The 15,643-nt window shown below is 61.6% G+C and carries 18 protein-coding genes; 12 read left to right on the forward strand and 6 right to left on the reverse strand.

Features of this window, described 5'->3' with window-relative positions:
• Positions 1-298: 298 nt before the first annotated feature.
• The 4 genes from purL to grxD all read left to right on the forward strand — a co-directional run bounded on the left by purL (position 299) and on the right by grxD (position 3,819).
• A complete protein-coding gene (purL, locus tag V1475_RS17335; protein WP_479413748.1) occupies positions 299-2,458 on the forward strand; it encodes a phosphoribosylformylglycinamidine synthase subunit PurL in 2,160 nt (719 codons plus the stop codon).
• 71 nt (positions 2,459-2,529) lie between these two features.
• Positions 2,530-3,027, forward strand: a complete 498-nt coding sequence (locus tag V1475_RS17340) for a hypothetical protein (protein ID WP_479413749.1) — start codon at positions 2,530-2,532, stop codon at positions 3,025-3,027.
• 163 nt (positions 3,028-3,190) lie between these two features.
• Positions 3,191-3,421: a BolA family protein gene (locus V1475_RS17345; protein WP_434286625.1), complete on the forward strand. Its 231-nt coding sequence runs from the start codon at positions 3,191-3,193 to the stop codon at positions 3,419-3,421.
• Positions 3,422-3,459: 38 nt separating this feature from the next.
• The gene (gene grxD, locus V1475_RS17350; protein WP_434286624.1) at positions 3,460-3,819 is read left to right on the forward strand and encodes a Grx4 family monothiol glutaredoxin; all 360 of its coding nucleotides are present in this window, start codon (positions 3,460-3,462) and stop codon (positions 3,817-3,819) included.
• Between the two features lie 67 nt (positions 3,820-3,886).
• Here grxD and V1475_RS17355 read toward each other — a convergent pair whose 3' ends face one another.
• From V1475_RS17355 to V1475_RS17365, 3 genes are read right to left on the reverse strand one after another with little or no spacing between them, the layout of a single operon-like run.
• Positions 3,887-4,237, reverse strand: coding sequence for a hypothetical protein (locus V1475_RS17355; protein ID WP_479413750.1), 351 nt, complete (start codon positions 4,235-4,237; stop codon positions 3,887-3,889).
• Positions 4,237-4,653 (reverse strand): cell division protein ZapA, encoded by a 417-nt coding sequence (locus V1475_RS17360; RefSeq protein ID WP_479413751.1) that lies wholly within the window; start codon positions 4,651-4,653, stop codon positions 4,237-4,239. Before V1475_RS17360 ends, V1475_RS17355 begins: the two co-directional genes overlap by 1 nt.
• Before the next feature lie 3 nt (positions 4,654-4,656).
• A complete protein-coding gene (locus V1475_RS17365; RefSeq protein WP_479413752.1) occupies positions 4,657-5,193 on the reverse strand; it encodes a hypothetical protein in 537 nt (178 codons plus the stop codon).
• 362 nt (positions 5,194-5,555) lie between these two features.
• Between V1475_RS17365 and tkt the strand changes: the two genes are divergently transcribed.
• The 7 genes from tkt to V1475_RS17400 all read left to right on the forward strand — a co-directional run bounded on the left by tkt (position 5,556) and on the right by V1475_RS17400 (position 11,788).
• The gene (gene tkt / locus V1475_RS17370; protein WP_479413753.1) at positions 5,556-7,577 is read left to right on the forward strand and encodes a transketolase; all 2,022 of its coding nucleotides are present in this window, start codon (positions 5,556-5,558) and stop codon (positions 7,575-7,577) included.
• Between the two features lie 148 nt (positions 7,578-7,725).
• Complete coding sequence (locus tag V1475_RS17375; protein ID WP_479413754.1) at positions 7,726-7,878, forward strand: hypothetical protein; 153 nt, start codon at positions 7,726-7,728, stop codon at positions 7,876-7,878.
• A gap of 203 nt (positions 7,879-8,081) precedes the next feature.
• Complete coding sequence (gene gap / locus V1475_RS17380; protein ID WP_479413755.1) at positions 8,082-9,077, forward strand: type I glyceraldehyde-3-phosphate dehydrogenase; 996 nt, start codon at positions 8,082-8,084, stop codon at positions 9,075-9,077.
• Positions 9,078-9,268: 191 nt separating this feature from the next.
• Entirely contained in the window at positions 9,269-9,412 is a 144-nt protein-coding gene (locus tag V1475_RS17385) for a hypothetical protein (RefSeq protein WP_434286617.1), read from the forward strand.
• A 120-nt stretch (positions 9,413-9,532) separates the two neighbouring features.
• Positions 9,533-10,534, forward strand: a complete 1,002-nt coding sequence (gene gap, locus V1475_RS17390; protein ID WP_434286616.1) for a type I glyceraldehyde-3-phosphate dehydrogenase — start codon at positions 9,533-9,535, stop codon at positions 10,532-10,534.
• Positions 10,535-10,815: 281 nt separating this feature from the next.
• Positions 10,816-11,466, forward strand: coding sequence for a MarC family protein (locus tag V1475_RS17395; protein ID WP_434286615.1), 651 nt, complete (start codon positions 10,816-10,818; stop codon positions 11,464-11,466).
• 163 nt (positions 11,467-11,629) lie between these two features.
• A complete protein-coding gene (locus tag V1475_RS17400) occupies positions 11,630-11,788 on the forward strand; it encodes a YjiS-like domain-containing protein (protein WP_479413756.1) in 159 nt (52 codons plus the stop codon).
• Between the two features lie 77 nt (positions 11,789-11,865).
• On the opposite strand, the gene coaD is transcribed toward V1475_RS17400, so the two are convergent.
• From coaD to V1475_RS17415, 3 genes are all read right to left on the reverse strand, one after another.
• On the reverse strand, positions 11,866-12,360 hold the full coding sequence (coaD, locus tag V1475_RS17405; RefSeq protein WP_434286612.1) for a pantetheine-phosphate adenylyltransferase: 495 nt from the start codon (positions 12,358-12,360) through the stop codon (positions 11,866-11,868).
• Positions 12,361-12,493: 133 nt separating this feature from the next.
• Entirely contained in the window at positions 12,494-12,928 is a 435-nt protein-coding gene (locus V1475_RS17410) for a CBS domain-containing protein (RefSeq protein WP_479413757.1), read from the reverse strand.
• A 90-nt stretch (positions 12,929-13,018) separates the two neighbouring features.
• Entirely contained in the window at positions 13,019-13,912 is an 894-nt protein-coding gene (locus V1475_RS17415) for a LysR family transcriptional regulator (RefSeq protein WP_479413758.1), read from the reverse strand.
• Positions 13,913-14,018: 106 nt separating this feature from the next.
• On the opposite strand from V1475_RS17415, the gene V1475_RS17420 reads away from it, so the two are divergent.
• The gene (locus V1475_RS17420; protein WP_479413759.1) at positions 14,019-15,518 is read left to right on the forward strand and encodes a CoA-acylating methylmalonate-semialdehyde dehydrogenase; all 1,500 of its coding nucleotides are present in this window, start codon (positions 14,019-14,021) and stop codon (positions 15,516-15,518) included.
• The last annotated feature ends 125 nt before the right edge of the window (positions 15,519-15,643 follow it).

The following is a 15,643-nucleotide window of genomic DNA, read 5'->3' on the forward strand; positions in this document are numbered from 1 at the left end:
CACAAACCGCCCTTAAATGCAGCAATGAAGCCGCCGATTGAGGCAACTCATCGCGGTTTCACCTCCCTGTTGGACTTGGGCCGAGCTTTAGCTCGGCCTTTTTTTTGCTTTTCTCCCGGTTTTGTGTCGCCCGACGGACCGCACGGTCTCCCCACCCGAAAACCCCGGAAAACCGCCGCAAAGGCACACCAACAGACGCTTTAGCCCCTTTCGCAAAACCGCCAAACGTCCTAAGAGGGCGCGGTATGACGCTGCCGCCCACGGGGGACAAGCCCCGGGGACATTCGAGGGGACACTCATGACCGAACCCGCCATCACCGAAGAGATCATCGCCGCCCACGGTCTCAAGCCGGAAGAATACGCCGAGATCCTGCGCATTCTGAACCGCGAGCCGAGCTTTACCGAGCTGGGCATTTTCTCGGCCATGTGGAACGAGCACTGTTCCTACAAATCCTCGAAAATCCATCTGCGCAAACTGCCGACGACCGGCCCGCAGGTGATCTGCGGCCCCGGCGAAAACGCGGGCGTTGTGGACATTGGCGACGGTCAGGCCGTGGTCTTCAAGATGGAAAGCCACAACCACCCCTCCTATATCGAGCCCTATCAGGGCGCTGCGACCGGTGTCGGTGGCATTCTGCGCGACGTGTTCACCATGGGCGCACGCCCCATCGCCGCGATGAACGCACTGTCCTTCGGCGTCAAAGACCATCCGAAAACCAAGCAACTCGTCCATGGCGTCGTTCAGGGCGTCGGCGGCTACGGCAACTGTTTCGGCGTTCCGACCGTGGGCGGCGAAGTGCGCTTCCACGCCGCCTATAACGGCAACTGCCTTGTGAACGCGTTCGCCGCGGGTCTCGCAGACGCCGACAAGATTTTCTACTCGGCCGCCTCCGGCGTCGGCATGCCCGTCGTTTACTTGGGCGCGAAAACCGGCCGTGACGGCGTCGGCGGTGCGACCATGGCCTCGGCCGAATTCGACGACAGCATCGAAGAGAAACGCCCCACCGTTCAGGTCGGCGACCCGTTCACCGAGAAATGCCTGATGGAAGCCACGCTGGAGCTGATGCAGACCGGCGCGGTGATCTCCATTCAGGACATGGGCGCGGCGGGCCTCACCTGCTCCGCCGTGGAAATGGGCGACAAGGGCGGGCTTGGCGTGCGTCTCGATCTGGAAAACGTGCCGCAGCGCGAACCCAACATGACCGCCTATGAGATGATGCTCTCCGAGTCTCAGGAGCGCATGCTCATGGTCCTGAAACCCGAGAAAGAGGCCGAAGCCCGCGCCGTCTTCGAAAAATGGGACCTCGATTTCGCCATTGTCGGCGAAACCATCGAAGAAGACCGCTTCCTGATCATGCACAACGGCATCTGCATGGCCGATCTGCCGCTCTCCACGCTCGCCTCCTCCGCGCCGGAATACGACCGCCCCTGGGTCCCGACCCCCGAGGCCGAACAGGTCGCAGACGTGCCGCAGATCGACGGGATCGACGGTCTCAAAGGCCTGATCTCCTCGCCGAACTACGCCTCCAAAGCCTGGGTCTATGAACAATACGACACCCAAGTGATGGCCGACTCGGTCCGCACCCCCGGCCTCGGCGCCGGTGTGATCCGCGTCCATGGCACGCCCAAAATGCTCGCCTTCACCTCCGACGTGACGCCGCGCTACGTGCGCGCCAACCCGGTTGAGGGCGGCAAACAAGCCGTCGCCGAAGCCTATCGCAACCTCACCGCCGTCGGTGCATTGCCGCTCGCGACCACCGACAACCTGAACTTCGGCAACCCCGAAAAGCCCGAGATCATGGGCCAGTTCGTCGGCGCGCTCGATGGCATCGGCCAAGCCGTGTCCTTCCTCGACATGCCGATCGTCTCCGGCAACGTCTCTCTCTACAATGAGAGCTACGGCGAAGGCATCCTGCCGACCCCGACCATCGGCGCCGTGGGCCTCATCGCCTCGGAAGACGACCTGATCGCCGGGCTGGCGAACGAGGGAGACATCGCCGTGCTCGTGGGCGAGACCAAAGGCCTGCTCGGCCAATCCGCCCTCCTCTACGAAGTGTTCAACCGCGAAGACGGCGACGCACCGCATGTCGATCTCGCCGCTGAGAAACGCAACGGCGAATTCATCCGCGCCAATGGCAAGCTGATCGGAGCCGTGACCGATCTGTCCGACGGCGGGCTCGCGCTTGCAGCCTTCGAGATGGCCGAAGCCGCCGGTGTCGGCGTCACGCTCGACGCGGACGACACCGCCACGCTGTTCGGCGAAGATCAGGCCCGCTACCTCGTCGCCTGCTCCTTCGATCAGGCCGAGGCCCTGATGGCCGCCGCCGCTCAGGCCGGTGTGCCGGTGGCGACCGTCGGTAAATTCGGCGGCGACGCGGTGAAATTCGGCGCCTCCGCGGCCCCGCTCGCCGAGCTGTCCGCCATCTATCGCGGCACCTTCACAGAGATCTTCGGCTGAGTTTCCTTTGCTGGACAAATACTCAAAGAAAGGCCCGCCCCACTGCGGGCCTTTTGCTTTATGAGAAACACATGACAATCACGCCCAATCTCTGGCCCGATCTCACCTCCGACTGTTCCCAATGCGCAGCACTCTGTTGCGTGGGCCTGACACTCGACAAGGGCGATCTCTTCTCCTTCGACAAACCGGCGGGCATCCCCTGCCCCAATCTCTCCGGCCATCTCTGTTCCTGCCACGACCAGCTCGAAACCATCGGCAACCGCGGCTGTGTGCTCTACGATTGCGCGGGCGCGGGGCAACGCGTCACGCAACTTCGCTTCAACGGCGAAAGCTGGCGCGACGACCTGACACTCCTGCCCGCCATGCTCCGGGATTTCGACCGGCTCAAACCGCTGCACGAGCGGATGAAGCAACTGGTCGAGGCCGCAGCCCTCGACCTGCCCGAAGGTCTCGAAGCCGAACGCCTGCGGCTCCTGCGCAAATGCGCACGGGCTTGGGCCGACACCGAGACATTGGCCGCCGATTTCGACGCCTTTCTCGACGCACTTGCCCAAAGACCCGGCGCCTAAGCCTGCCCGACAGAAGTCCGACAAAAGTCCGACGCAAATCCGACAGGCAAAAACCGCTCTGCAAAGCCGCACAGAGCCCCTCTCCGGTTTGAGCGCTTGCAGCCTCTCCGCCCAGAGCTTACATTCCATTCCGACCCAATCACGACGCTAAGGAGCGCCCTTCATGGCCATCACTGCCTCTGACATCGAACACCTGATCCGCGCAGGTCTGCCCGACGCCAAGATCATCGTTCAGGGCGACGACGGCCAGCATTTCGCCGCCGAGGTGATCGACCCGTCTTTCAAGGGCATGAACCGCGTCCAGCAACAACGCGCGGTGAACGCGACTCTCAAAGCCCAGCTCGAAAGCGGCGAGCTGCACGCGCTGGCACTCACCACCCGCGCCCCGGAATAACGCACAAGCGCCCCACGGGGCGGCGAAAGGACATTGATATGACTGCACAAGACACCATCCAGACCACTGTCGATGAAAACGATGTCGTTCTCTTCATGAAGGGCACGAAACTCATGCCGCGCTGCGGGTTTTCCTCGAAAGTGGCCGGGATTCTCAACTTCATGGGCGTCGATTATCTCGACGTGGACGTGCTCTCCGACGAGGAAATCCGCCAAGGGATCAAGGAATTCTCCGACTGGCCGACCATTCCGCAGCTTTACGTCAAAGGCGAATTCGTCGGCGGCTGCGACATCGTGATCGAGATGACGCTCTCGGGCGAACTGGACCAGATGCTCGCGGACAAGGGCGTCGCCTTCGATACCGAAAAAGCCGACCAGATCCGCGCCGCGAACGCCTGATCCGAACGCTTACAGAACCACGAAAGGCGCGATCATCCCGCGCCTTTTTTGCTGTCTTATCTGATCATTAGTAGGTCGAAAACCGGCACTCTTCGGCGATCACGCGGACCTCGTCCCCGTACTGAAACACCAGCCGCGTCTGCCCGTCCGGGCCTTCGAAATAAAGATATTCCTGCGCGTCTCCGACGTAATGGGTGAAAAGCGAGATCCCGTCCGGTGTCGCGCCTTGCGGATAAAACACCAGAAGCCGCCCTTCGACAAAGAGGATCACATAGAGATCGCCAGTTTCCTCGATGGGCAGGAACACGCGCGGCAGCGTCACGCCACCTGCGCAATCGTATTGCCCCTCGACAATATCCTCCGCCTGCGCCGCACCTGTGAGGGCAAGGCCCAAACCAAGTGCCGCGAGCCAGCGCATCACACCTCGCCCAGCGTATCGGTCACGCCCAGACGCTCCTCGAACGCCGCCGCCATCGCCTCCGCCCGCGCCGCCATTTCGGCCAGTGTGTCGGTGACATCGGCGGGCACCACCGGCACCTCGATCTTCTGCGGTTCCGGCTCCGGGCGCGCCCGCATCTCTTCGATCAGCGCCTCCTGCGCGCCGAGCTTGCTTTCGAGCGCGCGCATCTGTTCTTCCATCCCGGCGGTCTTGTCCGCGAGCATCAGCCCCGCCATCAACAGCATCCGTTCAGACGGCAACCGCCCGATCTGGCTCGACAAAACCGAAGCCTCATTGTCCAGAAGCTCGGCGGCGGATTTCAGGAAATGTTCCTCACCGGACTGACAGGCCACATCGAATTCGCGTCCTCCGATGGAGATTTTCACTTCGGGCATCGCTTATACCTCCTCGCTCGACGGCACCGCCGCGCTGCGTGTCATCACCGCGCGCAGCTCCGTCAGGAGCGCATCGAGCTCCGTCACATCTACATCGCGCGTCGCCTTGAGCGCCTCAAGTTCCGCACGCATGCCCTCGTCAATCAGGCTCGCATCGCCCAAGCCCTCGGCATTCGCCGCCCGCAGCGCCGCGTTGTTCTCGCGCAGCTGCGCGTTCACATTACGTAGCTTCTGCATCTCGCGGTCGTGGTCCATCAACTGACGGCGGAGTGTTTCCACCTCGTCTTCGAGCGCCGCGACATGGCTTTCCTGACGGTCATGGATCGCCTTCACCCGCGCCTCGAGCTGGGCGTTGGCGCTCTGCTCCTCGGCCAGCGCATCGTTCAGCCGCGCAACCTCGGCCTCGAGCACATCGCTCGCGACTCCCCCCTCGACCTGCGTCTGCGCCGCTTCGGCTCGCTCTTCGGCCACCGCCACCGCGCGCCCGATCCGCTCAAGCGCGGCTGTGATCCGGGCCTCGAAATCGGAAATCTCGCTCATTGCCACCTACTCACATTCTGCCTTGTCATCACGAGCCCCTCTCCCAGCGCCTTGCCTGAACTCTGCCTAAGCCCCATGAAAGCCGAAACTTCCTTTGTCCTCAAGGGCGAAGCGCGCGGGCCTCATGTTCTCTCTCTTGATTCGCAAGACTATCTCATGAGGCCGGATTTACCAACATGCCTCCTCAACCGGGCGCGGAAAGCCCCCCGCCACCCTCCACATGACCATGTTCAATAGCGTCGCAACCGCACCTCGCCGCTTGCACTTTGCCGTCACATCGTTATCAGGAGGCCCGAAAGGCCGGAATTTCCGTGGATTCCACAGGGTCCGGCCCCGTTTGGGAGCCTAAAGGAGATCCGCCCGTGGATATCGCAACCCTGCGCGAGGCGCACCCCGATCACTGGATGCGTGCCGCCGCCATTCGTACCCTGACCCTCGATGCCGTCGCCGGTGCCAATTCCGGTCACTCCGGTATGCCGATGGGCATGGCCGATGTGGCCACCGTGCTGTTCGGCAAGCATCTGAAATTCGATGCCTCCGCACCGCTCTGGCCGGACCGCGACCGGTTCATCCTGTCGGCAGGCCACGGCTCCATGCTGATCTATTCCCTGCTCTACCTCACCGGCTACAAAGAGATGCCGTTCGAGGAGATCAAGAACTTCCGTCAGATGGGCGCGAAAACCGCCGGTCACCCGGAAAACTTCCTCTTGGATGGCGTCGAGACCACCACCGGCCCGCTCGGTCAGGGCATTTCCAACGCCGTCGGTTTCGCCATGGCCGAAGAGAGCCTGCGCGCCCGGTTCGGTACCAAGCTTCAGAACCACTTCACCTATGTGATGGCCGGTGACGGCTGTCTCATGGAAGGTGTGAGCCAGGAAGCCATCGCGCTCGCCGGGCGTCAGAAGCTCTCCAAGCTCATCGTCTTCTGGGACAACAACAACATCACCATCGACGGTACCGTGGACATCGCCGACCGCACCGATCAGGTGGCGCGCTTCAAAGCCGCGGGCTGGCATGTTCAGGCCATCGACGGTCACGATCCGGAACAGATCGACGCTGCCATCGAAGCCGCGAAGAAATCCAAGAAACCGTCGATGATCGCCTGCAAGACCCATATCGCTCTGGGCCACGCCGCGCAGGACACCTCCAAAGGCCATGGCGCGCTGACCAACCCCGAGCAACTCGCCGCTGCGAAAGCCGCTTATGGCGTGAACTGGGGCGCTTACGAGGTTGCGCCCGAGGTGAAAGCCGAATGGGAAGAAATCGGCTCCAAAGGCCGCCATGAGCGCGTCGAATGGGAAGCCCGCTTCGAGGAGCAATCCGAGCGCCGTCAGGCCGAGTTCAACCGCGTTTTCGCGGGGGAAGCACCGAAGAAGCTCTCCGCCACGATCAAGGCGTTCAAAAAGCAGATCTCCGAGACCGCGCCGAGCTTGGCGACCCGCGCCTCCTCGCAGAAGGTGCTCGAAGTGATCAACCCGATCATGCCCGAGACCATCGGCGGCTCCGCCGATCTCACCGGTTCGAACAACACGCTCACCGGCGACATGGGTGTCTTCGACGAGACCAACCGCAAGGGTCGTTACGTGTATTACGGCATCCGTGAGCACGGCATGGCCGCCGCGATGAACGGCATGGCGCTGCACGGCGGTATCCGCCCCTATGGCGGCACCTTCTTCTGCTTCACCGATTACGCGCGCCCGGCGATGCGTCTGTCGGCTCTGATGCGCATTCCGGTGACCTATGTCATGACCCATGACTCCATCGGTCTGGGCGAAGACGGGCCGACGCACCAGCCGGTCGAACATCTCGCGATCTGCCGCGCGACACCGAACACGCTGACGATCCGTCCGGCGGATACGGTCGAAACGGCTGAGGCCTGGGAAATTGCCCTGACCTCGCAGAAAACGCCCTCCGTTCTGGTGCTGACCCGTCAGAACGTCCCGACGCTGCGGACCGAACACAAAACCGCCAACCTCGTTTCGAAAGGTGCCTATGTGCTGGCCGAAGCCGAGGGCAAGCGCGACGCGATCCTGATCGCCACCGGCTCCGAAGTCGCCATCGCCATGGAAGCTCGCAAGATCCTGCAAGAAAACGGCATCGGCACCCGCGTGGTGTCCATGCCCTGTATGGAGCTTTTCGCCGAGCAGGACGAAGCCTACCGCCGCAAAGTGCTTCCGGCAGGTCCGGTGCGCGTCGGCGTCGAAGCCGCGATGCGCGCGGGCGGCTGGGACCGCTGGCTCCTGGGCGAGCGTGGCCGCGAAGCGAAACAGGCCTTCGTCGGCATGGACCGCTTCGGTGCCTCCGCCCCGGCCGAAGAGCTTTACGAGAAATTCGGCATCACCGCCGAAAACATCGTGGCTCAGGTCAAGGCCCTGCTGGGCTGATCTCAGCCTCCGCGCAGGTTTTGAAAACGCCCGCTTCGGTGGGCGTTTTCGCGTTTCCGCCCCCGTTTCCGGCCCCGATTATGACCCTGATCATGGCGCGATCGGGCGTGTCGTGGCACACTAGGACATGGCGGAAAGGAGGACTGTCATGCGTATTCTCTTGATCCTTATGAGCCTCGGAATTCTGGTCGGTTGCATGGAACCTGCGCCCACCGAATATCCGGTCAGTCACGAAACCTGCGCGCCCGGCGATCCGGTGCAAACGCTCGATTCGAACGATTGCAAACTGCCCGGCATGTGAGTTGAAATATGACGGGTTTTCTCTCGGGGGCCTTCGGGTCCCCGAGATGGCGTTGAGTTGTTCTCATCTTGTTATCGCTAAACCGCCTCTTTTGGTGATGTTTGCGCGAACATGTTGGCGTTAAACACTTTTCCAAAACGGCACACCGCCGTATACCGACCTGCAACTCCCCTCCTCAACAGAACATCAGCCGGAGACGCAATATGACCATCAAACTCGGGATCAACGGATTTGGCCGCATCGGGCGCTGCACGCTCGCGCATATCGCAGAGGCCGGGCTGAACGAGATCGAGGTGGTCAAGATCAATGCCACCGGTCCGATTGAGACCAACGCGCACCTGTTGAAATACGACAGCATCCATGGCCGTTTCGGCGGCACGGTGTCGGTTGAGGGCAACACGATGGATCTGGGCAATGGTCCGATCCAGGTGATGTCGACCTACAACCCGGAGGAGCTGGATTGGGAGGGTGTCGATGTGGTGCTCGAATGCACCGGCAAGTTCAACGATGGCCACAAAGCCAACGTTCACCTCGAACGCGGTGCGCGCAAGGTGCTGATCTCGGCGCCTGCGAAAAACGTCGACCGCACAGTGGTGTTCGGCGTCAACCACCGCGACCTGCGCGAAACCGAGCGGATGATCTCGAACGGCTCCTGCACCACGAACTGCCTCGCGCCGCTCGCCAAGGTGCTCAATGACGCCATCGGCATTGAGAGCGGCATCATGACCACGATCCACAGCTACACCGGCGACCAGCCGACGCTCGACCGTCGTCACAAGGACCTGTACCGCGCCCGCGCCGCCGCCATGGCGATGATCCCGACCTCCACCGGTGCCGCCAAGGCGATCTCCGAAGTGCTGCCGGAACTGGCGGGCAGGCTCGACGGCTCGGCGATCCGCGTGCCGACGCCGAACGTCTCCGCCGTCGACCTGACCTTTCAGGCCTCCAAGGATGTGACCGTCGCCGACGTTAACGAGATCGTGCGCGAAGCCGCCGAAGGCCACATGCGCGCCGTTCTGGGTTATGACCCGGAACCGAAAGTCTCCATCGACTTCAACCATACGGTTCAGTCCTCAATCTTCGCCCCCGATCAGACCAAAGTGATCGGTCGCACCGTGCGCGTGCTCGCCTGGTATGACAACGAATGGGGCTTCTCGGCACGCATGGCCGATGTGGCCACTGCCATGGGCCGGCTCTGACCCCTTATAGGCCAGACCAGACGCCCTTCGGGGCGGGGGAAGAGGAGCCCCCGTCCTGTCACATTTCTTGGCAAAGCCATGAGCCCCGCAGGCTATCCTGCGGGCATAATTTCTCTTTTTTTGATCTGCCCCCTTTTTTTCTTCACACCCCTGTCGCATTGTGCCCCCAAGACAGACGTTAGCGCGAGAATATGACCAATCAGATTGCCCTGGGCCTCGCCATCGTGATTTTGATCGCGCTCGGCCTCGATTTCGGACTGACCGGGGGTGCAGGATCTTTGTTTCTGGCCCGGGAATGGCTTCGGCTGCTCACCTGGATCGCATTCTGGCGCTGATCGCTGTCATGGGACCGGTGACGGTCGCCTTATACATATTTGCGCAAGGGGCACGTCTCCTTGCGGATCACATGAGATGGGACAGGGTCCCGTCAGCCAAAGCGTCAAGGAGGTGCTGTTATGGCCGTGAAAGTCGCAATTAACGGATTTGGTCGGATCGGGCGCAATGTGCTGCGCGCCATTGTCGAATCGGGGCGGACCGATATCGAGGTGGTGGCGATCAACGATCTGGGTCCGGTGGAAACCAACGCGCACCTGCTGCAATTCGACTCTGTGCATGGTCGCTTCCCGGTCGAGGTGAAATTCACCGAAGACACGATCGACGCCGGTCGCGGCCCGATCAAGGTGACCGCCATCCGCAACCCGGAAGAGCTTCCGTGGGGGGATGTCGATATCGCGCTGGAATGCACCGGCATTTTCACCGCCAAGGAAAAGGCTGCCCTGCACCTGAAGAACGGCTCCAAACGCGTTCTGGTCTCCGCACCCGCCGCAGGTGCCGACAAGACCATCGTCTTCGGTGTGAACGACGATGTGCTGACCGCCGATGACATCATCGTGTCGAACGCCTCCTGCACCACCAACTGCCTCTCGCCGGTCGCCAAGGTGCTCAACGACGAGATCGGGATCGTGAAAGGCTTCATGACCACGATCCACTCCTACACCGGCGACCAGCCGACGCTCGACACGATGCACAAAGACCTGTATCGCGCCCGCGCCGCAGCGCTTTCGATGATCCCGACCTCGACCGGGGCCGCCAAGGCCGTGGGCCTCGTGCTGCCCGAGCTCGCCGGCAAGCTCGACGGTGTCGCAATCCGCGTGCCGACGCCGAACGTCTCCGTCGTCGACCTGACCTTCGAGGCTGCCCGCGAAACCACCGTGGAAGAGATCAACGAAAAAATCCGCGCCGCCGCCAACGGCCCGCTCAAAGGCATTCTCGGCTACACCGACCGCAAGCTCGTGTCCTCGGATTTCAACCACGATCCGCACAGCTCGATCTTCCACACCGATCAGACCAAAGTCATGGAAGGCACCATGTGCCGCATCCTGACCTGGTACGACAACGAATGGGGCTTCTCCAACCGTATGGCGGACACCGCCGTCGCGATGGCGAAATTCCTCTAAAACCGATCAGGCGGGGTGAAAACCCCGCCATGACATCACCCTCGCGCCTGAAGCGCAGTGCAAGCGTTTTGCATCGCCTGAGACAGATTCAGCCCTCAGACAGGCTGAGCGAAGCCCGTTTATCCCGCGCGAACGGGAGACAAACGCCCCGGGGAGCCCTCCGGGGCGTTTTTATTGTCATGGGACCGCTCTTGAAGCTTGTTCCCCGCAAATCGCATGTTATCTGATCCATAAGCCTCCCGCATCCCCACCTCCCTTTTCTTCGTCCAGCCACAGGTTCCATGCCCAGCCTTTCCACCATTCTCAGCGAATTCATCACCCTCTGGGTCGTCATTGATCCGATCGGCACCCTGCCCGTCTTCATCGCCGGGACTGCGGGCCTGACGCCCCGCCTCGCGCGCATGGTTGCCGCCCGCGCCGTGATCATCGCCTGCCTGATCCTGCTCGCCTTCATCCTGCTCGGTCAAACCGTTCTGGATGCACTCGGGCTCGGGCTGCCGTCTTTCCAGATCGCAGGCGGGTTGGTGTTGTTTCTCTTCGCGCTCACGATGATCTTTGGCGATGGCAAACCCTCGCATGAGGCGGCTCAGGTCGAAAGACCCCATAGCGACAAACAGGACCAGGCCCGGCGCGTCTCCGTCTTTCCTCTGGCCATGCCTTCGATTGCCTCTCCGGGCGCGATGCTGGCCGTCGTGATGCTCACCGACAACGACCGTTTCTCCTTCGCTCATCAGGCGATGACAGCCTCGATCATGATCGTCGTCCTGTTCATCACGCTTTTGATTCTGATGGCCGCACAGCCAATCCTGCGCATCCTCGGAGAAACCGGCGCCGCGATCATCTCGCGCGTCATGGGCATGGTGCTGGCCGCCGTGGCGGTGGACGTCGTGCTCAAAGGCTTTGTCTCCATCGGCGTCATTCCGGCGTTTTGAGCCCCCGTAAGTCCGCGAGACATATTGCGAAACAGCAATGCGTTTCGCGCAAAACCCATGCGCAAATCGCATATCGAACTTGGTGAACCGGCATTGGTGTTGGCGCTAAAATGAGTGCATATCAGAGCCATCGAAACGCTCATGCCCTGAAAGGACCGGCATCATGAAAACGCTTGCTTCCCTCGCCGCCGCCGCCCGCAAACGGGCCGCCTATCGCCGCACTCTGGCCGAGCTTGACAGTCTCTCCGACAAGGTCAAAGCCGACCTGAACATCGACGCCGCCCGCGCCCGCCAACTGGCGCATGAGGCGATCTACGGCTGAGACGCCTGCACCCGCGCATGAGAAGGCCCCCAAGCGGGGCTTTTTTCATGCCTGACGCTGTTCGGCCCGGCGAAGGCTCAGCGCCCGAACTTCGCCAAAAGCCGCTCCTCCACCGCTGGTGACACGAATTTGGAAATCTCGCCATCGAGACGGGCGATTTCCTTGACGAGCTTCGAGGCAATCGCCTGATGCCGCGCATCGGCCATCAGGAACACGGTCTCGATATTGTTGTCGAGTGCCCGGTTCATCCCAACCATCTGATATTCATATTCGAAATCCGCCACGGCACGCAGGCCGCGGATGATGAGCGAGGCGTTCACATCGCGGGCACATTGGATCAGAAGGTTCTCGAACGGATGCACCACGATCTCGCATCCGGTGTCCGCCGAAAAACCCTCGGTATAATCCTTGAGCATCTCGACACGCTCGTCGAGACTGAACAAAGGCCCCTTGTCGCGGTTGATGGCCACACCGATGACAAGCCGGTCGACAAGCGCACAGGCCCGTCGGATGATGTCGCCATGTCCATGGGTCACCGGGTCGAAAGTGCCGGGATACAAGCCGATACGCATGGGATCTTCCTCCTCTTCCTCTGGCGCACGCAACTATATTGCAGGTGCGAAATCAAGAGGATTGGGGCGCGAACGCCCCGTCACCCATGATAATTTTCCCTGTCTCCCGGCGTTTCTCCCGACTTGGGCCGGCTTAATGCCCCATGATCATGCCTTCGAGCGCGGTGTTCTCCATGGCGAGCTGATCGAGCCGCGCCTGGACCACATCGCCGATCGACACGAGGCCGATCATCTCCTCGCCCTCCATCACCGGCATGTGACGGAAGCGCCCGGCGCTCATCCGCTCCAGCACGGCCAGCGCGGTGTCGTCCGCCTTGCAGCTCACCAGCTTGCGCGTCATGAAATCCGCCACCTTATGGGTCAGTACCTCGGCTCCGGTCCGGCCCAATTCGCGCACGATGTCACGTTCCGACAGGATGCCTTCCGGGCGTTTCGCATCCGTAGCGACGATCACCGCCCCGATCCGGCGGGCGGACAAAAGCTCCGTCGCCTCTCCCACCGTCATATCCGGTCGAATGGTCACGGTTTCCGCAATCGCCTTGGCTTTCAAAATTTGTCCAACGAGCATGGCTCCTCCCTTTTTATCAATTGGCTGCCGCAGGTGCAGCCCTCTCCCTTGTCTCCCTTCCCTCAGCCTCTCCCGGGGTGCGACAATCTGTCAAGTCTCGGCTTCGAGTTTCTCGACGACCTCCCGCATCTCCCGGGTGAAAATCTCGCAAAATCTCGACAGGCGTTCGACCTTGCGGTCATCCTCGTGACGCACCAGCCAGAAGGCACGTTTGAGCCGCACCTGCTCCGGCAGAACCCTGCGCATCCGTGGCACATAGGGCAGGCAAAAGTCGTGCACGACGCCAATCCCAAGCTCGGCGCGGATCATGTTGAGCTGCACGGAGACCGAATTCGACGTATAATCCACCTGTTTCACGCCGATTTCCTCAAGATAGTCGAGTTCCTTGTCGAAGATCAGATCCGGGACATAGCCGACCATCTTATGCACGCCGAGATCCTCAAGGGTTCTGATCCCCGGTTGCCGTCGCAGGTAGGGGCGCATCCCCGCTAGCGACAGGTGATAGTCGGTAATCTTCTGCACCAGAAGCCGCCCGGCGGTCGGCGCAGACACGCTCACCATCAGATCGACTTCGCGTTTCGAGAGGTTGAACAGCCGCGGCTGGGCGATAACCTGCATCTCAAGATCGGGGTGGTCTTGGGCGATTCGCGCAATCACCCGAGGCAGGACATAGTTGGCGCAGCCATCCGGTGCACCGATGCGGATCACCCCCTTGAGCCCCGCATCGCCCTCCTCCGTAAGCGTTTCGGCCCCCAGCGTCACCGCCTGTTCCGCCGTTTCCGCATGGGCCAGAAGCCGCCCGCCGTCGCGGGTCAGCTCATAGCCCTGCGGCGATTTCGCGAACAGCGTGACGCCAAGCCCCTCTTCCAGTCGCGCAATCCGTCGCCCCACCGTCGCCGGATCGATCTTGAGCTGACGCCCCGCGCCCGAGAGGCTTTCGGTCCGCGCCACCGCCAGAAACACCCGCAGATCGTCCCAGTTCATCTTGGCTCCTTTCATTTTGCAAAAACGCAAAATCTTTTTGAAATCTTCGCCCTTTTTAACCCATTTTCGCAAGGCTAACTTTAGGACAAGTCAGATGGAGGACCCTATGCAAGAGCTCAAACATTACATCAACGGTGCATACGTCGCCGGCACCTCCGGTCGTTTCTCCGAAGTGCGCAACCCGGCCACCGGCGAAGCCATTGCCAAAGTGCCGCTCGCAACGCCCGCCGAGCTGGACGATGCCGTCGCGAAAGCAGCCGTTGCGCAAATCGGCTGGGCCAAGGTCAACCCCCAGCGCCGTGCCCGCGTCATGATGAAATTCGGTCGTCTGATCGAGGACAACATGGACGCGCTGGCCGAATGCCTGTCCCGCGAGCATGGCAAAACGCTGCCGGACGCCAAGGGCGACATTCAGCGCGGTCTTGAAGTGATCGAGGTCTGCATGGGCGCGCCTGCGATGCTCAAGGGCGAGTTCACCGGCGACGCGGGTCCGGGCATCGACCTTTACGCCATCCGCCAGCCACTCGGCGTCGTTGCGGGCATCACGCCGTTCAACTTCCCTGCGATGATCCCGCTGTGGAAAATGGGCCCGGCGCTGGTCTCCGGCAACGCCATGATCCTGAAACCCTCGGAACGCACGCCGATGACCTCGCTGATGCTGGCCGAGCTTGCCACCGAAGCCGGTGTGCCCGCAGGTGTCTTGCAGGTCGTTCATGGCGACAAGGAATCCGTCGACGCGATCCTCGACAACGAGACGATTCAGGCCGTGGGCTTTGTCGGCTCGACCCCGATCGCGCAATATATCTACGGTCGTGCGGCCACCAACGGCAAACGTGCGCAGTGTTTCGGCGGTGCGAAAAACCACATGATCATCATGCCGGACGCCGATCTCGACAAGGCCGCCGACGCGCTGGTTGGCGCGGGTTTCGGCGCGGCAGGCGAACGCTGCATGGCCGTCTCCGTGGCGGTGCCCGTGGGCAAAGAGACCGCCGACAAGCTGATCGAGAAACTCGTGCCGAAGATCGAGAAACTCAAGGTCGCGCCTTATACCGCAGGCGATGACACCGATTACGGCCCCGTCATCACCGCGCAGGCGAAAGCGCGCATCGAAAGCCTGATCACCTCCGGCGTGGACCAAGGCGCGACGCTTGTGACCGATGGGCGCGGCATGAGCATTCAGGGCTATGAGAACGGCTATTTCGTTGGCCCGACCCTGTTCGATGACGTCACCCCGGAGATGGACATCTACAAGGAAGAGATCTTTGGCCCGGTTCTGAGCCAGGTCCGCATGGAGACCTATGAAGAGGCGCTTCAGCTGATCATCGACAACGATTACGGCAACGGCACGGCGATCTACACCGCCGATGGCGACACCGCGCGCGATTTCGTGGCGCGCGTGAATGTCGGCATGGTCGGCGTCAACTTCCCGATCCCGGTGCCGCTGTCCTATTATTCCTTCGGCGGCTGGAAAAAATCGGCCTTCGGCGATCTCGACCAATACGGGCCGGACGCGTTCAAGTTCTACACCAAGACCAAAAAGGTCACCTCGCGCTGGTTCTCCGGCATCAAGGATGGTGTGGCGCTGAACTTCAAGGCGATGGACTAAGCTCAAAAGCCTTCACAAATCGAACATTCAGGCGGGCTTTCATCGTGAAAGCCCGCTTTTTCTTATTTTATTTCAACATTATTGCGTTGCCTCGCCGCCCTGCGGCACATCCGTCAACGCATATG

The organism is Celeribacter sp. SCSIO 80838, from assembly GCF_056498065.1.